Source organism: Kitasatospora sp. NPDC101801, from assembly GCF_044766665.1.
Lineage (GTDB): Bacteria > Actinomycetota > Actinomycetes > Streptomycetales > Streptomycetaceae > Kitasatospora.
In genome coordinates this window covers 1-19049 of sequence record NZ_JBIWML010000021.1, presented here as the reverse complement: position 1 = coordinate 19049, position 19049 = coordinate 1, and the positions used below count along the sequence as shown (strand labels likewise).

Below are 19049 nucleotides of genomic sequence, written 5' to 3'. Positions count from 1 at the left end.
CAACTCACGCGACGGCGATTCCGCCGGCCGGGTCGGGTCAGCCCGGCAGGAGACGGGCTGCCGTGTCGCGGAGCCAGGTGCGCTCGGTGGAGACGAAGCGGTGCAGGGTGCGGGAGGCGAGCGCCGTGCGTTGGGCGGTCCGGCGGCGTTCCTGGTCGTAGCTGCGCAGGGCCGCCGGCAGGCCGGAGCGGCCGTGGTCGGCGACGGCACGGGTGAGGGCTTCCGCGTCGAGGATGGCGGTGCAGGCGCCCTGGCCCAGGTTGGGGGTCATGGCGTGGGCCGCGTCGCCGACCAGGGCGACCTTGCCGCCGTGCACGAAGGTGGGGAGGGCGGGGAAGAGGTGACGCATCTCGTAGCGGAGCCAGGTCTCGGGGTCGGTCTCGGTGAGGATCCGGGGGATGGGGTCGTGCCAGCCCTCGAAGAGACCGCGCAGGTCGGCGGCAGTGGCGCCCTCGGGGACGGCGGCGTACCAGTTGGTGCGCCCCGGTTCGACCGGGGTCAGGCCGAAGAAGCGGCCCCGCCCCCAGGTCTCGCCGTGGATGTCGCTGCCGAAGTCCGCGATACCGATCCAGGCGACCGACCCCACCTTCCGCGGGCCGCTGCCAGCGCCGAACCAGGCATCCCGTACGGCGCTGCGCAGCCCGTCGGCCCCGACCACCAGGTCGTACCCGGCTGCCAGGGCGGCCACGTCGGTGACGGCCTCGCCGAGTTCGACGGTCACGTCGCCCAGGACGTCCAGCTGGGCCAGCAGCGCATCCATCAAGTAGGGCCGGGAGATCAGCAGTTCGGGGCGTCCCGCCTTGCGTTCCAGGCGCTCCAACGGGAGTTGGGCCAGCACCCGCCCCGCAGGAGTACGGACCTGCGCGGAGCGGTACGGCACCGCCCGGCCGCGCATCGCCTCACCCGCGCCGAGCCGGTCGAGGGCGTCCTGCGCGGTGGGGTGGAGGGCGAACGCGGTGCCGTAGCGCTCCAGTTCGGTGCGGCGTTCACGGACGGTCACCTGCCACCCCGCCCGGCGCAGCCCGATCGCCGTCGCCAGTCCACCGACGCCCGCCCCCACCACAACGGCCGTACCCGTCATCACGCCCCCCGACATTGCGCCCCCGCTCATCGCGTCCACCGACGACAGACCACTACAGCTGTGGTACCACGACTGGGGTATTCTGGGCAACATGCTGAGGAAGAACGAGAGTTGACGGTGGGTCAAAACCGTCGGGATCTGCTGCGCGACGCCGCGATCGAGGTCCTGGCCGCCGCCGGCGGACGAGGACTGACGCACCGGGCCGTCGACGCGGCCGCCGCCGTGCCCCTGGGCACCGCGAAGAACTACTACCCGACCAGGGACGCCCTGCTGCACGCCGCAGCCGAGCGCTGCGCGGAGCGGTACCACCGGCTGACGGCGGAGCTGGCCGCCGCCGGAGCCGGCCCCGTGGACCGCCAAGGCTTGGTGGCCCTGCTCGCCGGCCTGCTCCGCAACGTCGCAGGCCCCGGCCGCCCCCGCATGCTCGCCTACCTGGAACTGCAGTCCGAGGCGGCCCGCAGGAGCGAGCTCACCGCCGTCCTCGACCCGATCGCCGCCGCCGACTTCACCGGCTTCGAGCAGGCCCAACGCATGGCCGGACTCCCCGTCACCCCGCAACGGGCCGCCACCGTCACCCTCGCCCTGCACGCCGCCATCCCCCACCTGCTCACCGGCGGCCCCGGCACCCTGGCCCACGCCGGCCTCGACGACCTCGACCGGTTCGTCCACGACCTCCTGGACGCGGTCTACCCCCCGTGACGCCCCGGGCGTCAGTGGGCCCGGGCATCAGCCAGTCGGCCCCGACATCAGTAGGGCACGTCGAAGCAGTAGCGCTCGCTCCACGCGGAGGCTCCGTACTGGTTGGCCGCACGCAGGGCGATACAGACGTGGTCGCCGGAGAACGGGCCGGTGACGTGGTAGCTGGTTCCCGCGGTCGAGTAGACCTTGTTCACCTTCGAGGTCTGGTTGTCGTACTGGACGTCGTACCGGGTCGTGTCCGGCTGCGCGTCCCAGGTCATGGTGAACGGCATGTCGCAGGCGCCGACGCAGCCATGGTCGAAGGTTGCCCGGTAAGCCGTCACGACCGCAGGTGGAGTCCCCTGGGGCGCGGGGGTCGGCGTGGGCTTGGGCGCCGGAGGTGGCGGGGTCGACGGCGAACCCGCACTGCTCCCGCCCGGCGTACCGCCGCCGCCCCCACCCCCGCCACCACCGCCACCGCCACCGGCGGCAGCGGCGCCCGAGGAGCTGCCGGAGCCACCCCCGCTCGCGCTCCCGGAGCTCTTCCCGCCGACCGCGGCTCCTGACGATCCGTCACCGCCACCCGCCGGCGGCCCGGTGACGGGTGCGACGTCGGCCGTCGGGGGCGTCGTCGACGGGGGTGGCGACGTGGCCGGGGCACTGGTCTGGCCGGTGGAACTCGTCGGTGCGGTGGGCGTCACCGGCGCCGACGAGCCGGTGGGGCTGCCACTCCGGGAGCCGAGGCCCTGGGCCTCCGGCGTGCCGCCCCCGCCCGGGCCCAACACGACCGTGACGGCCGTTCCGATGGCGACCGCGGCCGCCAGGAGGATCAGCGCCAGGCGCCGCCGAGGTGGCCGCTCGACGGCGTTCCGCTCCGTCGGGGTCGGCGACAGGGTCGGTATCGTCGTGTCGCCCGCGTGCCGGATCAGCACGGCCAGGCCGGTCCGGTCGAGGGTCTCCTCACCCAGGCTCAGCTCCGCACCCAACTCCGCGGGCGTCGGCCGCTCGTCGGGGTCCTTGGCCAGACAGCGGCGGACCAGACCGGCCAGTGCGGCCGGGACTTGTTCGAGGTCCGGCTCCTCGTGCACGATCCGGAAGCCCAGGCCGAAGGCGTCCGTCTGGCCGAACGGGTGCTCCCCGGTCGCCGCGAAGGCCATCACCAGCCCGAGCGCGAACACGTCGGCCGCCGGACCGATCCGGCCCCGCATCTGCAACTGTTCCGGCGCCATGAACTGGGGCGTGCCCAGCACCACCCCGGTCTGCGTCAGGGTGGTGACCGCCGCCCCCCGCGCGATCCCGAAGTCGATCAGTCGGGGACCGTCCCGCCCGAGCAGGATGTTGCCGGGTTTGACGTCCCGGTGCACCAGTCCGGCCGCGTGGATCGCGCTCAGCGCCTCGGTCAGACGCACGCCCAACGCCCGCACCGACACGGTGTCGAGGGGACCGTGCTCGGCGATGACCGCGTTCAGCGTGGGGCCGGGCACGTACTCGGTCGCCAGCCAGGGCTGCTCGGCATCCACGTCATGGTCGACGATCGCGGCGAAGTACGGCCCCGACATGGCCCGGGTCGCGGTCACCTCACGGCGGAACCGGGCGATGAAGTCGGAGTTCTGCGTCAGCTCCTCGTTGATGACCTTGACCGCGACCAGGACCTCGTCGTGCCGCCCGAGGTAGACCCGGCCCATACCGCCCACCCCGAGCACACCGAGCAGCTCGTACGGGCCGACCTGTCGCGGATCGCTGTCCTGGAGCGCCTTCAACGCGCCACCCCCGACGCAGTCGCTGCGGGCACGAGCAGCGGGTCGGGCAGCACAGTCAGCATGTCTCTCTCACGTTCGACGAGGGGGAGGCGCAGGCGCGCGGTCCCGGAGGCTTCGACGGTGTGAGGTCTCGCGGGCCGCCACCGCGATGATGGCGGCTCGGCCGCCCGCAACGCCAGGTCAGGGCACCGGCCATTCGTGGCCGGTCGCGCCGACGGGCCCCGCCGCTGACGTCTCGCCAGGTCACGGCCTCGGAGGGCTCGCAGGCCCCGCTGAAGCCCCGGGGTCTCGTACCCACCGGCACCTTCACGGCAGCCGGGAGCCTGCTCGCGTGGACGTCCCCGGATACTCGTGGTGGGTGACCTGCTGACGGCCGCTCAGGCACCCGCGCTGGGTCAGCGGGCGAGCTCGGGCCATCCCACCGTGTTCGAACAGGTCTCGTAGTCGTGGAAGGTGAGGTGGTCGCACTCCTCGCCGGTGGCCTGCTCGTACGCCTCCTCGTGGATGTGGAGGATGGCCTCGGCGTGCAGGTCGGTGAAGGGGGCGAAGCGCTCGGGGTGGCCGAGGACACTCTCGTAGGTGCGGCGGCCGGCGGCGACGACGGCGGCACGTGAGTAGAGGAAGCCGTCGTCGGACTGGGGGAAGGGAGAGCCGCCCGGCGCGGTCAGGCCGAGGACCGGGAGGGTGCCGAACTCCGCGCGGTCGAGGGTGAACAGCGCCTCCGCGAGGCGCTCGCCGAAGCCGAGGATCTGCTCGACCGGCTCCTCGGCGAGGGTGGCGGCCAGGTCCTCGCACGCATCGTCCAGGTCGGCGCAGTCCACCCGGCCGTCCTCGGTCATCCCGAGCCGGTCGATCAACTGCCAGAAACGGTCCCAGGACATGGCCGGGCGGTACTGCTCGGAGACGGGGTCCATGACGTGCGCTTCACTCCCGGTCGGACGGGCGGACGGACGGGCTGTTCGGACACAGATCCTGCCACGCCGGTCCGACAGGCCGGTCGCGGCTACCGGGACTCGGCCTCGACGCCCCCGGTCACTCCGCGCCCGGCCTTCGACGCGGCGGCGCCGACCCGCTGTCAGGAGCCCCAGCGGGATGCCCTCGCCATGAGTTCCACGGCGGTGACGGCGCCGGGCCCGCCGCGCTCGCGGAGGAACTCGCCGGGGAGGGTGTAGCGAGCACCGGCCTGCGGGGAGCGGGCGGCCTGCCGGACGATGTCGTCCACCAGCACGGTCGCCATGTCCAGCCTCGGGTAACGACCGTGGAGCGCCTCGCCCTGGGCGTCGCTGAGGAACGCGCTGCCGACGCCGAAGTCCATACCGACGCCCCGCCGGGTCAGGTAGGCCAGGACTCCTCGGCGTTCGGCGATACCGTCCGAGGTGTGCAGGGCGATCGCCTCCCAGACCAGGTCGGTCCGGTCGGCGCCGAAACCGTGCTCGGTGAGGAACCGGGCGGCCAGGTCGGCGCCTTCGACCTCGAAGCGCGCCCGGCCCGGAGCGGACGGCGAGGCGCCGAGATCGTGCAGGACGCAGGAGTGGAAGAGGAGTTCGGCGTCGAAGTCGGTGCCGGGCTCCAGCCCCTCGTGTTCGGCCAGCAGCCTGGCGAACAGGTAGCTGCGGATGCTGTGGTTGGCGACGGGTTCGCTCTCGCACGACCGGACGAGTTCGACGGCGGCACGGGCGACGGGGGTTTCCGGGAGCATCGGCAGGATGCGGTCTTCGGTGTCCATGAGCCGACCGTAGGTGCCGCGCGGGCCCGACGGGCAGTGGCACGGATGCCAGAGGGCGATAGCATCGTGCCATGACGGACCGGGCTTCGGACAAGGCGCACCACGTGGTCGTGGTCGCCCTCGAGAACGTCCTCGCCCTGGACCTCGGGATCCCCTGGCAGATCTTCGGGAGTTGGCCGGACGGTCCCTACACGCTCTCGGTCTGCACCGACCGGCCCGGCCCCGTCCAGGTGCACGGCGGCCCCGCGCTGTCCGTCGGGTACGGACTGGACCGCCTGGCATCCGCCGGCACCGTGATCGTCCCGGGCTACCTGGACCCGGCCGCACCCGGCGCCGAGGTGACCGCCGCACTCGCGGAGGCGGCCGCCCGCGGCGCCCGCATCGCGTCCATCTGCACCGGTGCGTTCGCCCTCGCCGCCGCCGGCCTGCTCGACGGCCGCCGGGCCACCACGCACTGGCTGTACGCCCGGGCGCTGGCCCGGCAGTACCCCAAGGTGACGGTCGTGCCCGAGGATCTGTACATCGACGAGGGGCAGGTGCTCACCTCGGGCGGCGTGTCCTCCGGCCTGGACCTGTGCCTCCACCTCATCCGCCGCGACCACGGCCCCCACCTGGCGAACCGGCAGGCCCGCATGCTGGTGGCCGCCCCGCACCGCACCGGCGGCCAGGCCCAGTTCATCGACCTGCCGGTACGCCCCGAGCCGTCCGCCAGGCCCGCCCTGTACGACTGGGCCCTGCGCAACCTCCACCAGCCGCTCACCGTTGACCAGTTGGCACGCCGGGCCGGTGTGTCCCGCCGCACCCTGATCCGCCGCTTCCACGCCGACACGGGGCTGCCGCCCATGCGCTGGCTGCTCGACGCCCGGCTCGCCCGCGCCCGCGAACTCCTCGAATCCGGCGACTTCACGGTCGAGGCCGTCGCACGCCGCTGCGGCCTGGGCACGCCGGCCAACTTCCGCACGCTGTTCAAGACCCACGTCGGAGTCCCGCCCAGCGTCTACCGCGCGACCTTCCTCGGCTGACCGGCACCCCTCCCCGGCCCCGACAGCGCTCGTCCGGTGACGGCCCGTCGGCTCAGAGGTCGCGCCCACTGCCGACCCGACGAATGTCCGCCCCACGGCCGATCACCACGCCGCGAGCGGCTCAGCCGGTGCCCTGCGGCGGCAGCGCCGCCACGGTCGGATGGTCCCGTCCGATCGGACCGAGCTTCGCACTGCTCCCGGGGGCGCCGAGGTCGGCGAAGAACTCCTCGTTCACGGCGGTGAAGTGCTGCCACTCCTGCGGGGTGTCGTCCTCGAAGTAGATCGCCTCGACGGGGCACACCGGCTCGCAGGCCCCGCAGTCGATGCACTCGTCCGGCTGGATGTAGAGCATGCGCTCCCCCTCGTAGATGCAGTCGAGTGGGCACTCGTCCAGGCATGCCTTGTCCTTGACGTCCACACAGGGCAAAGCGATCACAAACGTCATCGAACTGCCGTCCTCTCCGGAGCGTTCCTGCTCGTCGTTCTGACGCAGCCGAACGTAGGACCTCAAGTAAGCTTGAGGTCAAGAGGGGGTTCCGGCGTGACGAGTGATCAATACGGTGAAGTCCTGGCCGGCCCGGACGACTGGCTGAGCATCGGCGAGGTGAGCGCACGGACCGGGGCCGCCGTCTCCGCGCTGCGGTTCTACGAGGAACTCGGCCTGATCGCGTCCGAACGCGACGGTCGCAACCAACGCCGCTACCCGCGGCACATGCTGCGCCGGGTCGCGCTGGTCTCGGTGGCGAAACGGATCGGCATCCCGTTGCAGGACCTCCGGGAGGCGTTCGCCGATGTGCCGCTCGACCGTCCGCCGAGCCACCAGGAGTGGCAGCGCGCCTCGCGCGAGTGGAGGCGTCAGCTGGAGGAGCGCCGGCTGACCATCGAGCGGCTCGAGGCCGAGCTCACCGGGTGCATCGGCTGCGGCTGCCTCTCGATGAAGGCCTGCGCCTTGCTGAACCCCGGCGACACGCTCGCCGGGGACGGCTCCGGCGCCCGCCGCCTGTGAGGGCCCCGAGGTCACGACGGCCGGTGCCGGTTCCCGGACGGGACGTCAGCACCCCACGGTGGCCGCCTCGTTCTGCCGGATCAGCTCCAGCACCTGCTCGGCCTCCTGGTGGTCCAGGTCGCTGAACAAGGTGTGCGCGCGCCGCAGCGCGCCCAGCGCAGCGGCGGTGCGGCCGAGGGCGAGCCCGGCCCGCCCGAGGGCGTGCAGGGCGGTGGCGGTGGCTTCGGGGTCCGCCATGGCCTCGAAGCCGGCGAGCGCGGCCTCGAGGTGGGGCACCGCCTCGGCCGGATGCGACCTGGCGACGTGGAGCCGGCCCAGGTGCAGCCGGGTCTGGTGGATGTGCGGTACGTCCTGAGCCGCCTCGGCCAGGCTCAGCAGCCGGCTCAGGAGTTCGAGGGCGGGTCCGTGGTGTCCCACCGCCGACAGGGAGATGCCCTGGCACAGCATGATGGAGCGTCTGATGCGTCGGCTCATCGCCGTGGGTCCGGTGCTGCGCTCGTGCTCGTCCAGCGCCCCGGTCGCCTCGCCGAGTGCTTGCAGGGCCTGCTCGGGCAGGTCCCGGTGCCGCGCCGCGATCGCCGTGTTCAGCCCGGCCTGGGACTCACGGAGTCGGTCACCGGCGCTCCTGGCCAACGCCATTGCCTGGGCGAAGAACGGCAGCGCGGCGTCGAACCGCTGCTGCACCGCCAGCGAGATGGCGTGGTCGTTGGTGGCCGCGATGCGGACCTCCGTGTCACCCACCGCGTGCGCGGCGGCCAGGCCGAGGCGGGTGAGCTCCTCGGTCTCCTGCCACCAGCACCGGAGCCTGCCCGGATACGCCGCAGCGAGGCTGAGCACCGCCAGCGGCTCGTGCAGCCCGGCCGCCGCCCCGGCGCGGGCCGCCGCCAGCAGGGCCTGCCATTCCAGGTCGAACCAGGCCCAGGCGGACTCGGCGTCCTCCGGAGCGCCCGGCTGCCCCTCCGCGTGCCGGATCCAGTCCTGTTCGAAGGCGGTCGGTCGGCGGCGGGCGTTGGTGAGACGTTCGGCGTGCCAGGCGGCGTCGGCCGCCCAGCCGACCCAGCGACCGAGAGCCGCCGTCCGGGTGCCGGCGTCGAGTCGCGAACGGGCGTGCTCCCGGGCCACTTCGAGCACCAGGTCGTGGAAGCCGAAGCGCCCGGGCCCGGCCATCGTCAGCAGGTGCAGGTCGACGAACTGCTCGACGACGTCCTCGGCCTGACGGGCACTGACGTCCAGCACCGCCGCCACGGCACCGGTGCCGAACGGGGCACCGCCGATCAGGCCCAGGTGCGCGAAGGCCGCCCGGACGTCGACGCCGGACAGCGAGGGGGCACCGGCCTCGGGGAGGCTGCTCTCGATGGTGCCGCGCACGGTCCGGTCTCCGGTGCTGAACTCGTCCAGCCGGAGCCGGGCCTCGTGCAGGCCCCGGAGGAAGGACCGGACCGTCCAGGTGTTGCGCGCGGCCAGCCGGGCGCCGGAGATGCGCAGGGCCAGGGGCAGGTCGGCGCACTGTTCGGCCAGCTCCGCGAGTTCCTCGGGTTCGGCGTCCGCCCTGGCGTCCCCGATCGCGTGGCGCAGCAGGGCCACCGACGCGTCCCGGGGCAGGGTCGCCACCTCCAGGAGGCGACGGCCCGTCAGTCCGGGCATCCGGTTGCGGCTGGTGACGAGCACCGCCCCGCCGCCCGGGCCCGGCAGCAGCCGGCGGACCTGGGCGGCGGAGCGGGCGTCGTCCAGGACCAGCAGCAGTCGGCGGTCGGCGCTGACCCTGCGCCAGAGTGCCACCCGGGCCGCCGGTTTCTCGGGCAGCTGGGTCTCCCGCCCCGCGACCGACGTGATCAGCTCCGACAGTACGTCCTCGGCCGGGCGCTCCCGGCCGCCGGTGCTGAGTGCCACGAAGACCTGCCCGTCCGGGAACTCGGCCCGCAGTCGGTGTGCCGCGTGCACGGCCAGCGCGCTCTTGCCGACACCCCCCGCACCGGACAGCACCATCACGGGCACCGCCTCGTCCGGGGCGGGCCGGAGCAGGCGGGCCGAGATCTGCGCCAGGCTCTCCGAGCGGCCCACGAAGTCGGCCACCGCGTCCGGCAGTTGGCACGGTGCGGGTGGTGGGGAACCGGCCGCCGGGTCGGTCCCACCGGCCGCCGGGAGCGTCCCGCTCAGGATCGCCTGGTGCAGCTCCGTCAGCGCGGCGCCTGGTTCGATCCCGAGCTCCCGCACCAGGATTCCGCGCCCTTCGCGGTAGCACTCCAGTGCGTCGGCGGTGCGGCCGCTGCGGTGCAGGCCGAGGATGAGCTGCCCCCGGAACCCCTCGTGCAACGGGTGCAGACCGACCACCTCGGTCAGTTCACCGAGCAACCGCGCGTGGCGTCCCAGCGCCAGATCGGCGGTGATCCGGTCGGACAGCGCCCGGATCCTGCGCTCCTCCAGCCCGTGCACGACCGTCTCGGTGAGCCGGTCCGCCGGGATGCCCTCCAACGGACGTCCGCGCCACAGGTCCAGTGCCTGCGCGAGGACGGCGCCTCCGGTTCCCCAGTCCTGCCGCGCGCAGGCCTCCGCGCCCCGGCGGCACAGCTCCTCGAACCGGTGGAGGTCCAGCTCGCCGGGCCGCGTCTCGATCGCGTAGCCGGCCCGCACCGCGCGGACCCGCGCGGCCGGCCCGGGACCGAGGTGCTTGCGCAGCCGCACCATCATCACCTGGAGCGCTTCCCGGGGCTGCTTCGGCGGCAGCGAGTCCCAGATCTGCTCGACCAGTGCCTCGGCGGACACCACCGCGTTCGCCTGCACCAGCAGCGCGGCGACCAGCGTCCGCAACCGCCCCTGCGGCAGGTCGATCGACGCGCCGGCGTCGTCACGGATCCGCAAGGGACCCAACAGCCCGAACTCCACGTTTCCCCCAGAACGGATTCCGCCCGCTGTGATCTTGTAGGGGGAGTGTAGGGGCGGGCGGCGAAGGTGGTGTAGACCACCCGCCGGACCGGCCGTCCGGCCCACCGGCGGAGGTCCGGTTTCCCGGCACCCGCCGGGTGCCGCACACCGTCCTGACGCCCCCTCGGTATCCAGCGGGCCGAGCGTCGGGACGAGCCGACCCACTCCCCTGTGAAGGACACCCCATGCGATCCAGACTCCTGAGCGGTCTCGCCGTTGCCGCGGCCGGCCTCGCAACCCTCGTGCTCGGCGCCGGCCCGGCCAGCGCGTACGCCAGCTACACCGTCGACCTGCACGGCCCGCACAACATCGGGATCTACGCCGGCCCCGGCAGCGCCAACCCCAAGAGCGGGCCGGACCTCTTCTACGCGGACCACGACTCGGTGATGATCGTCTGCTACGCCTGGTCGACCGACACCCTGGGAACCGCCAACCGGATCTGGTTCGGGCTCGACGGCTACATCAAGAAGGGCGCCTGGACCGGCCCCACCTACACCAACCACCCGACCCAGTGGGTGTCCGGCGCCTACCTGTACAACGAGAACACCAGCAACTCCCATGGTTTCCCGCTCTGCTGACCCGACCCGCCCGGTGATCCGGGCCCGGACCGAAGCGCGCCCGTGACACCGTCCTGCGGTCGGGCGCACGCCGGAGGCCGTCCAGCGGTTCGGCGCGGCCTGCGCCCTGCTGGACGGCCTCCGGCCCGGCCGGGACGAGGTCGTCGTCCCGGCCCGCACCGTGTACGCCCGTGGGTGGCGCCGGCCGTCTCGGCCCCCGGTGCGGGCCGCGCCTACCGGGAGCGGCCCGCACCGGCCGACCCCGCCTGCACCTTGCGGGCGGGCAGGCCCTCCGGCCGCCTGCGCCGACGCCGCCGGGCCGCGCGGGCTCCCGAGGTGTCGTCCTGCTCCGCCACCGTGACGCTGTACAGGTCAAGTTCGCGGAACGGGTTGGGCTGGACCGTCCGCAGCCGCGTCGACCAGGCCGACAGCGTGCTCTGGTACCAGATCGGGACGGTCGGCATGTCCTGCAGGATCGCCCGCTCCGCCTGCTGGTAGAGGTCCCACGCCTGCTCGCTGGTCGGTGCGGTGTCGGCCGCGGTGAGCAGGGCGTCGACGGCGGGGTTGCTGTACCGGCCGACGTTGTCGGAGGCGCCGGTCCGGAACATCGGGCTGAGGAAGTTCTCGATCGACGGGTAGTCGGCGATCCAGCCGGAGCGGAACACCGCGGTCACCTCCTGGGCGTTCAGCCTGCGCCGGAACTCCCCGAGGGTCGGGATCGACACGAAGCGGCAGCGCACGCCGAGCGTCTCGGTGACCGAGGCACAGACCTCCTCCATCCAGGGCTGGTTCGGCGAGTCGATGTTGGACGTCAGCTCGATGTCGCCCTCGAACCCGGACGCCTCGAACAACTCCCTGGCCCGCGCCGGGGAGTAGCTGCACAACTCGCCGCCCTGGTTCTCGGCCCGGCCCGAGACGGCCGGCGGGACCAGGCCGTCGGACGGCGCCTGGTGACCCTGGAAGATCTTGTCGATCAGCTTCACCCGGTCGATCGCCATCGAGATCGCCTGCCGCACCCGCCGGTCGGCGTACCGCGGGTCGTAGAGCGGGAAGGTGATGGTCTGGATGCCGAGGTAGGTCCGGTCGTACGTGCGGTTGGGCAGGTCGTCCAGGTACCGGCTGCCCTCCAGCGCCCAGAACGGGGTGACGTCCAGGTAGTCGAGCCGGTCCGCCACCACGTCGTGGTAGGCGTCGCCCAGGTCCGCGTAGATCCGGAAGTCGACGCCGCCGATCTGCGGCTTGTCCTCCCCCGCGTAGCCCTCGTAGCGCTCGAGCAGGATGTTCTTCTCCAACTCCCGGGAGACGAACCGGAACGCGCCGTTGCCGATCGGGTGTGCCTCGTACGCCGCCCGGTCGTCGAAGAACGCCTTCGGCAGCGGGAAGAACGCGCTGCAGCCGAGCGTGACCAGGAATTCGGAGAACGGCGCCGACAGGGTCACCACGAAGGTGTGGTCGTCGACCACCTTCAGGCCGGACAGCTCCGTGACCGTCGAGTCGGGGGCGTTCACCTCGCCGAAGCCCTCGATGTGTGCCAGGAAGCTGGCCGCCTGCATCTTGTTCGGGCCGTGCGCCGTGTGGTTCCAGGCGTCGACGAAGCTGCTCGCGGTGACCGGAGTGCCGTCGTGGAACGTCCAGCCGCGCTTCAGCTCGATGGTGAACACCGTCGAGTCGGTGGTCGTGATGGACTCGGCGACCGCGTTCCTCGGGTGGGCATCGACGGGGTCGTAGGAGACCAGGCCCCGGAACAGCGCCGCGATCACCTTGACCCCGCCGGATTCCGTCGTATGCCCGGGTATCAGCGCGTTCTCCGGCTCGGTGCCGTGATAGCTGATGACCGTGCCCCGGGCGGCCCGGGTGGACGCGCCGTTCGTGCCCGGGACAGTCCGGCCGGGCAGAGCTGCGTTGCGGGTGGTCAGGGTGGATCGCATCGTTCCTCCGGGAGATCTCGTCTGGCGGGTGCGGCCGGATTCGCACCCAAACCGCTGGGCGTCCGCGCCAGTTGGAGTTCATCAGGGCACGGAATTGGTCGCCAGCTTCGGACCACCGAAACAATCAACCGTCCCGGACGGCAGCGCGGGCCGGCTCCAGGCGACTGCCCGGAACCGGCCCTGACGGAAAGTCAGTACCGGGGGTGGTGACGGTGCTGGCGCACGGGCCCACTACCGGTGCGCACCGGACCTGCGGCGGCGGGCGACGAGGGCCAGCAGGCCGCCGCCGAGGGCGACCGCACCCGCGCCCGCCATGGCGATCGGTCCGGCCGCGGAGCCGCCGCCGGTGGTGGCGAGCGGACCGGTCCGGGTGTCGGTGACGCTCGGGGCGGGCGTGGGCGACGCCGAAGCCGTCGGGGTCGCGGTGCCGGTCGGGGTGGTGCTCGGCTCCCGGGTGGGCGTGAGCGTCGGCGTCCCGGACGGCGAGGGGGACGGGGTGGTGGCAGTCCTCCCGAGCAGCACCTTGACGCGGTCGTTGTCTCGGTTCCGGTCCAACGGCAGGTCGGTCACACCGGGCGCCAGGCGCACGGTGACGGCCGCGTCCTCGGCCGGTACGTCGAGCTGGAACTCGTAGGTCTTCACCAGGCCGTTGGGGGCCCAGCTGCCCACCGCGCACTGGAAGTTGCCCTCCTCCGGGGTCGAGCCGCCCTCGGACGGCACCTCGTGGCAGGACGGTGGCACCTTGCTCGCGGTGACGCCCTGCGGCAGCTTGAACCGGATCATCGGCAGCTGGTCGCCGCCGCTCCGGTCGAGGATCGAGGCCGGACCGTGGTTGCGCAGGCCGACGGTCAGGGCGCCCGTGCGGCCGCCGTCGGCCGGTGCCCAGGCGCCGACGGCCTCGAAGTCGGCGCTGTTGTCCGCCTTCACCTCCAGCGAGGTGAACTCCCGGTAGTTCCCGACGAGGTTCGGGCCGCCGACGTCGGCGACGGAGGTCTCGGGCTTGCCGAACGTCAGCCTCGGGCCGTCGCCGGGTCCGAGGGTGAACCCTTCGAGGATCCCGTCGTACTTGGTCGTCAGGTTGGCGAACACCCGGAAGAAGATCTGGGCCGCATAAGCGCTGGCGGTGACGCCAACCCGGATCGGGTCGACCGTGACGGTCTCCCCCGGTTCGATCCGGCTCTCGATCACGCACACCATCCCGGTGGAGTGCACCCAACCGTCCGGTTCGTTGACCCCGTACCGGCAGTTGGCGTACCGCTGCTCGAACCGGAGCATCTCCTCGGTGGAGAACTCCAGGACCACCCGGTTCGCGGGCAGCGCACCGGAGTTGGTGATCTCCAGGGCGGCGGCGATCGTACTGCCGGGCTTGACGCCGCTCTGCTCGGGAATCCGCTTGAGCTCCAGGCGGGGACCGCCGATGACGATCTCGAGGTCCAGGGTCGCCGGGGCGGCGTTGGAGCTGGTGGCCGTGATGTGCAGGACTCCCTTGGTGCCGGTCTTGGCGCCCTTGGCTGCGTTCACCACCGGGCTGTCGGAGACGTACAGCGGGCTGTCGATCTGGCCGACCGAGCTGCGGCAGGTGCTGACGGTGTCCTGGGTGGTGCAGTGCGGGGCCACGGTCAGCTCGGCGATTCCGGTCAGGTCCCGGGTGTCGTAGCGGAGAACGGCATCCTTGGCGAAGCCCTCGCCCACCTTGTCGAGGACGAGCTTCAGCTCATCGCCCTGCCACGGCTCGTACCTGACGTCAGGGTCGACCGAGACGGTCCTCGGCCCGTCGAGTTCGAGCTTCAGCCCGTCGGCCGCCGCGGCCGGAAGGGTACTGCCGGCCACCGCCAGGGCGAGGACGGCGGTGAGCCCGACGGGTCGGGCCAGACGTAGGGAGGCCACAGGTGTCCTTTGGTCACGGGGATTTACCCGCACCCTAGGTTCTCCACAGGACGCTGTCGGCGTGTTTCAGCCCTGCCTGAAATGCTCCGCGCCGGACGTGATCCGCGAGCCCCACGGGCACCTGCGCCACCGACCGTCGCGCACCGGCCCGACCCTAACCGGCGCCTCCAGAGTTTCGTGCCGCCAAGACGGCGGAACCCCGCCGGCAGCAGCGAACCTCCCATCAAGATCATTTGCTCTGGGACAGCCGCCCTTTGCCTCACCCGAAAGCGTTTGACGCCGGCTCAGCCCGCTGAGAGAGTGCTCCCGCCGCAAGATTGAACGCGTTCGAAAGAGGGAGAATCGCATGTCAGCGACCATGGGCGGGCGCCTGGCCGCCACGCTCGGCGCCGCCGCCGTCGTCCTGATGACCATCGGTGTGCCCACGGCCACGGCCACGGCCACGGGCGGGCAGTCGGCCGTGACCGACCCCAAGGCCGTCCCGAGCCCCGGCTCGTTCGCCACCGGTGCGTCCACCGACGCGTGCGACGCCACCACGGCACCGGGCTGGATCACCACCACCGAGCCCACGCTCACCGCGCGCACCACCGCACCCGGAGCGCGCTTCAAGGTGTGGAACGCGGCCGGCGCCAAGATCTTCGACCGCACCGCACAGACGACTGCCGACGGCACCGTCCAGGTCCGGCCCACCGGCCTCGTCGAGGGCGCCGGCTACTCCTGGCAGGTCTGGCCCGACTACGGCCCGGGCGGCGGGAAGCCGACTGCGGCCTGCCACTTCGGAGTCGACGCCACCGCCCCGCAGTTCACCGTCGGCTCCACCGACTTCCCCGAGTCCACCAGCGGGGCGACCCCGCTCAAGTACGCCGGCCAGACCGGAACCTTCACTGTCAAGGGCACCGACCAGGGCTCGGGCGTGGCCTGCTACCGGTACGTCCTGAACGGCACGTCGAGCGTCGGTTCGCCGTGCCAGGGCGCCGGCACCGTGGCGGCCGGCCCCGACGGCACCGCGACGTTCCAGCTGAAGCCGACCCAGTGGGGCACCAACATCCTCACCGTGCAGGCCGTCGACAACGCGGGCAACGTCACCCCGCCGGTCACCTACAGCTTCTACGCTCCCTCGAACCCGAACCCGCCGGTCGCCCCCGGCGACGTCAACGGTGACGGCATACCGGACATCCTGCTGCCCGACGCGGCCGGCAACCTCCAGATCATCAGCGCGGACGCCACCACCACCGTGCCGACCTCGACCGTCGCCGCCGTCCGCGCGCCGGGCGGCGCCGGCTGGAACGGCGTACAGCTGCTGCACCGCGGCTGGGACCGGTCGCACGCACCGGTGGACGACCTGATGGCCCACCAGCCCGGCGGCGCGGGCCTCTCCCTCTACCGCAACTTCGACATGGGCGCCTTCGCCCGCGGCTTCTCCTCGGTCGAGCGGGCCGTGGACCCCTTCGACCCACCGGTGCTTCCGGAGGGCTTCAACCCGGACTGGTCGAAGGCCACTCAACTGGTGCCCCTGGGCGCGCTCGGAGCGGACCAGCGGACCTCGATCCTCACGGTCGAGGACGACAGCCTCTGGCTCTTCACCGACCCCGGCTTCCTGTACGGCTACCAGACCTTCGTGAGGATCTCCACCTCGGCCGCCTGGACGGGGTACGACCTGATCGCCCCGGGCAAGGCCGCAGACGGCACGCTCGCGCTCTGGTCGCGCAACCGCGCCACCGGCGAGCTGCGGACGTACCCGATCGCCAAGGGCGCCGACGGCACGTACGACTTCACCGCGCTGGCCGATCCCGCGACCGGCACGGTGATCGGCACCTTCCCGGTCGCCCAGTACCCGACGCTCGGCAGCTCGGGTGACGGCAACGGCGACGGGCAGCCCGACCTGTACGCCGTCACCGCCGACCGTCACCTGCTGACCTTCAGCGGAGCCACCGCCCCGAAGGACCTCGGCGCCCTGCGCTGATTAGGACGACCGGGGGCCCGTCCGATCGGACCGGACGGGCTCCGGTCACCTGGCGTTCTGCGTGACCCGCCTCGTACGGATTTCGTCGTCCAGGTCCACCGGATCGAGGTCGGCCTGACCGGGCAGCTCGCCCCGGTCGGCCTCCTGTCCGCAGCCGCCAATCCGGACAAGCCCGCCCCCACCAACTGGGCGAGGCCGCACACCACGACCCGGCCCACCGCAGCAGCTCCGCGAGGGTCCGACTCCCGCCGTCCAACCGGCAGATCCCGCTCGTGTGGTGCGGCGGGCGTCCGACCGGCGGCCTCGCGGCGGGCGGACCCGCGAGGTCGTGGCCCGCTTCGCGAGGTGAACCGCCGACGATCGACCCTACAAGGATCTAGCTTCCCGGGCGTTCCCACCGCCGGTAGACATGCCTCCGATTCCAACCCCTCGGAGAGCCTCCATGCACCGACCCGCCATCACCAGGCACCCCTACCTGGTGCTGATCCTCCTGCTGGCCGCGCTGTTCGCGGCCATACCCGCCACCCGCGCCGCCGCCGAGGACAGCGGCAACGCCTCCGCCTACATCTCGGGCGACTGGTTCGGCGAGGAGAAGCCGTACTACTGCGGCCCGGCCGCGGTCCAGACCGCGCTGCAGCACCGCCTCAAGTCCGTCCCGCCCAACCAGAACCAGATCGCCGCGACCCTGGGCACCAACACGGACGGCACCGACTCGGTCCGCCAGATCATGTGGGGTCTCAACGCCTACGGGAACACCGACTGGTACCACGCCATGACGGTCAACTCCCCGATGACGACGACTCAACTGCAGTCCTGGCGCAACGACGTCGTCTACAACATCGACCACGGCTACCCGATCGTGGTGAATCTGGTCGGCCTTCCCGGCTCGCACCCGCCGAAGTGGCCCAACCGCGAGGTGTACCACTACGTCACCGTGGTCGGGTACTTCGACAGCGGCCGCCAGGTCCGGGTGATCGACAGCGCTGCGGGGGCCGGCGGCGGCCTGCGCGACGACTGGGCCCAGACCGAGAAGGAGTGGACCGCCCCCACCGACGACCTCGGGGTGTGGATGCGTGGCAAGGGCTACTCCGCCCATCCCGCTCCGGGGTCCGCACCGGGCACCGGACCGGAGGTCGGACCGGTCGTACCTTCCGGTGGCAGCTTCATGATGTGGGGCGACAGCGCCAACGTCCGCTCCGCACCGGGCACCGATGGCACCGTCGTGCACACCCTCCGGCACAACGCCGTCGTCCGGGTCCAGTGCCAGCGCCACGCACAGTTGGTCGTGGCCGAGGGCACCAGCAACGACGTCTGGTCCTACCTGCCCGAGTACCGGGGCTGGATCACCAACATCTACCTCTACGGCCCACCCCTGCTCGCCGGCATCCCACTCTGCCCCGCCGGAATGGGGGGCACGGCAGGCACCCTGTACCGGACCTGGGACACCGTCAACGTCCGCTCCCTGCCCAACTCCTCAGGCGCTGTCCTGAAGTCGCTGCCGGGCGGAACCACCCTCAACATCCAGTGCCAGAAGCACGCCCAGGCAGTCACCGCCGAGGGCACCACCAACGACGCCTGGTCCTACCTCCCCGATCTCGGCGGCTGGATCACCAACATCTACGTCGAGGGACCGGGCTGGATCCCGGGCGTGGCCGAGTGTGCGGGCAGCACCGGCAGCGGGGGCGGCGCAGTCCGCACCTGGGGCTCCGGGACCAACGTCCGGTCCCAGCCCAGCACCGCGAGCAATGTGCTGAGCACGCTTCCGGGCGGTAGCACCGTCAACGTCCAGTGCCAGAAGCACGGGCAGTCGGTCTCGACCGAGGGCACCACCAACGACGCCTGGTCGTACCTGCCCGCCCTGAACGGCTGGATCACCAACATCTACGTCGAGGGACCGGCCTGGATCCCAGGCGTACCCGAGTGCTCCGGCACCTTGGGCGGCCCGAGCGGTGGCAATCAGCTGACCTGGGGCGGCGGCACCAACGTCCGCTCACAGCCCTCGACGTCGAGCAGCGTGGTCGGAACCGTCGCGGGCGGCAGCACCGTCTTCGTCGGCTGCCAGTCGCACGCCCAGTCCGTGTCGGCGGAGGGCACCACCAACGACGCCTGGTCCTACCTGCCCGCCCTGAACGGCTGGATCACCAACATCTACATCGAAGGGCCGGCCTGGCTCGCCAACGTGCCGGACTGCGACACCCTGACGGTCAACCGGCTGGAGCCCAGGCCCTGACCCCGGCCCCGTAACGATCCTGCCACCCAGGCACTCCGCCCCGAATCCGAAGACTGCCGGAGAACTGACGAGGGGGGTCCGGGGCGTGGCCCGCCCGCCCCCCCCCGTGGCCGCCGCCCCGCCCGCCGGGCCCGCCCCCCGCGCGGGGGGGGCGGGGGGCCCCCCCCCCCCCCCCGCGGCCGGGGGGGGGGGGGGGGGGGGGGGGGCGCCCGCGGGGGGGGGGCCCCCCCCCCGCGGCCCCCCCCCCCCCCCCCCCGACCCCGCCTGCACCTTGCGGGCGGGCAGGCCC

Annotated in this window: 14 protein-coding genes; 6 read left to right on the top strand and 8 right to left on the bottom strand. The window is 72.6% G+C overall.

Going from position 1 to position 19049, the window contains the following annotated elements; genetic code table 11:
* Positions 1-37 precede the first annotated feature (37 nt).
* Positions 38-1081 (bottom strand): FAD-dependent oxidoreductase, encoded by a 1044-nt coding sequence (locus tag ACIRPK_RS22280; protein WP_403041088.1) that lies wholly within the window; start codon positions 1079-1081, stop codon positions 38-40.
* Positions 1082-1198: 117 nt separating this feature from the next.
* Here ACIRPK_RS22280 and ACIRPK_RS22275 point away from each other — a divergent pair, with 117 nt between their 5' ends.
* On the top strand, positions 1199-1780 hold the full coding sequence (locus tag ACIRPK_RS22275; protein WP_403041087.1) for a TetR/AcrR family transcriptional regulator: 582 nt from the start codon (positions 1199-1201) through the stop codon (positions 1778-1780).
* 47 nt (positions 1781-1827) lie between these two features.
* Here the strand turns inward: ACIRPK_RS22275 and ACIRPK_RS22270 are convergent, their stop codons facing one another.
* From ACIRPK_RS22270 to ACIRPK_RS22260, 3 genes are all read right to left on the bottom strand, one after another.
* Complete coding sequence (locus tag ACIRPK_RS22270; protein WP_403041016.1) at positions 1828-3519, bottom strand: serine/threonine-protein kinase; 1692 nt, start codon at positions 3517-3519, stop codon at positions 1828-1830.
* Positions 3520-3914: 395 nt separating this feature from the next.
* Entirely contained in the window at positions 3915-4433 is a 519-nt protein-coding gene (locus ACIRPK_RS22265; protein WP_403041015.1) for a DUF4240 domain-containing protein, read from the bottom strand.
* A gap of 161 nt (positions 4434-4594) precedes the next feature.
* Positions 4595-5245: an HD domain-containing protein gene (locus ACIRPK_RS22260; protein ID WP_403041014.1), complete on the bottom strand. Its 651-nt coding sequence runs from the start codon at positions 5243-5245 to the stop codon at positions 4595-4597.
* Between the two features lie 71 nt (positions 5246-5316).
* On the opposite strand from ACIRPK_RS22260, the gene ACIRPK_RS22255 reads away from it, so the two are divergent.
* Entirely contained in the window at positions 5317-6267 is a 951-nt protein-coding gene (locus ACIRPK_RS22255; RefSeq protein WP_403041013.1) for a GlxA family transcriptional regulator, read from the top strand.
* A gap of 121 nt (positions 6268-6388) precedes the next feature.
* On the opposite strand, the gene fdxA is transcribed toward ACIRPK_RS22255, so the two are convergent.
* A complete protein-coding gene (gene fdxA, locus ACIRPK_RS22250; protein WP_403041012.1) occupies positions 6389-6712 on the bottom strand; it encodes a ferredoxin in 324 nt (107 codons plus the stop codon).
* A 96-nt stretch (positions 6713-6808) separates the two neighbouring features.
* On the opposite strand from fdxA, the gene soxR reads away from it, so the two are divergent.
* On the top strand, positions 6809-7273 hold the full coding sequence (gene soxR, locus ACIRPK_RS22245; RefSeq protein ID WP_403041011.1) for a redox-sensitive transcriptional activator SoxR: 465 nt from the start codon (positions 6809-6811) through the stop codon (positions 7271-7273).
* Between the two features lie 45 nt (positions 7274-7318).
* Here soxR and ACIRPK_RS22240 read toward each other — a convergent pair whose 3' ends face one another.
* Complete coding sequence (locus ACIRPK_RS22240) at positions 7319-10132, bottom strand: BTAD domain-containing putative transcriptional regulator (RefSeq protein WP_403041010.1); 2814 nt, start codon at positions 10130-10132, stop codon at positions 7319-7321.
* 248 nt (positions 10133-10380) lie between these two features.
* On the opposite strand from ACIRPK_RS22240, the gene ACIRPK_RS22235 reads away from it, so the two are divergent.
* Positions 10381-10773 carry a hypothetical protein gene (locus ACIRPK_RS22235; RefSeq protein WP_403041009.1) on the top strand — a complete coding sequence of 131 codons (393 nt, stop codon included), beginning with the start codon at positions 10381-10383 and terminating at the stop codon, positions 10771-10773.
* 212 nt (positions 10774-10985) lie between these two features.
* On the opposite strand, the gene ACIRPK_RS22230 is transcribed toward ACIRPK_RS22235, so the two are convergent.
* Positions 10986-12680, bottom strand: coding sequence for an ABC transporter substrate-binding protein (locus ACIRPK_RS22230; protein WP_403041008.1), 1695 nt, complete (start codon positions 12678-12680; stop codon positions 10986-10988).
* A 231-nt stretch (positions 12681-12911) separates the two neighbouring features.
* A complete protein-coding gene (locus ACIRPK_RS22225; protein WP_403041007.1) occupies positions 12912-14567 on the bottom strand; it encodes a hypothetical protein in 1656 nt (551 codons plus the stop codon).
* 346 nt (positions 14568-14913) lie between these two features.
* On the opposite strand from ACIRPK_RS22225, the gene ACIRPK_RS22220 reads away from it, so the two are divergent.
* Together ACIRPK_RS22220 and ACIRPK_RS22215 are read left to right on the top strand one after the other, a co-directional pair.
* Entirely contained in the window at positions 14914-16530 is a 1617-nt protein-coding gene (locus tag ACIRPK_RS22220; protein WP_403041006.1) for a hypothetical protein, read from the top strand.
* A gap of 442 nt (positions 16531-16972) precedes the next feature.
* Positions 16973-18760: a C39 family peptidase gene (locus ACIRPK_RS22215; RefSeq protein WP_403041005.1), complete on the top strand. Its 1788-nt coding sequence runs from the start codon at positions 16973-16975 to the stop codon at positions 18758-18760.
* The last annotated feature ends 289 nt before the right edge of the window (positions 18761-19049 follow it).

Excerpts from the sequence above, each read along its gene's own strand:
- ACIRPK_RS22255 (WP_403041013.1), top strand. The coding sequence starts at position 5,317 with ATGACGGACCGGGCTTCGGACAAGGCGCACCACGTGGTCGTGGTCGCC.
- ACIRPK_RS22235 (WP_403041009.1), top strand. The coding sequence starts at position 10,381 with ATGCGATCCAGACTCCTGAGCGGTCTCGCCGTTGCCGCGGCCGGCCTC.
- ACIRPK_RS22220 (WP_403041006.1), top strand. The coding sequence starts at position 14,914 with ATGTCAGCGACCATGGGCGGGCGCCTGGCCGCCACGCTCGGCGCCGCC.
- ACIRPK_RS22230 (WP_403041008.1), bottom strand. The coding sequence starts at position 12,680 with ATGCGATCCACCCTGACCACCCGCAACGCAGCTCTGCCCGGCCGGACT.
- ACIRPK_RS22265 (WP_403041015.1), bottom strand. The coding sequence starts at position 4,433 with ATGGACCCCGTCTCCGAGCAGTACCGCCCGGCCATGTCCTGGGACCGT.
- ACIRPK_RS22280 (WP_403041088.1), bottom strand. The coding sequence starts at position 1,081 with ATGACGGGTACGGCCGTTGTGGTGGGGGCGGGCGTCGGTGGACTGGCG.
- ACIRPK_RS22215 (WP_403041005.1), top strand. The coding sequence starts at position 16,973 with ATGCACCGACCCGCCATCACCAGGCACCCCTACCTGGTGCTGATCCTC.
- fdxA (WP_403041012.1), bottom strand. The coding sequence starts at position 6,712 with ATGACGTTTGTGATCGCTTTGCCCTGTGTGGACGTCAAGGACAAGGCA.
- ACIRPK_RS22260 (WP_403041014.1), bottom strand. The coding sequence starts at position 5,245 with ATGGACACCGAAGACCGCATCCTGCCGATGCTCCCGGAAACCCCCGTC.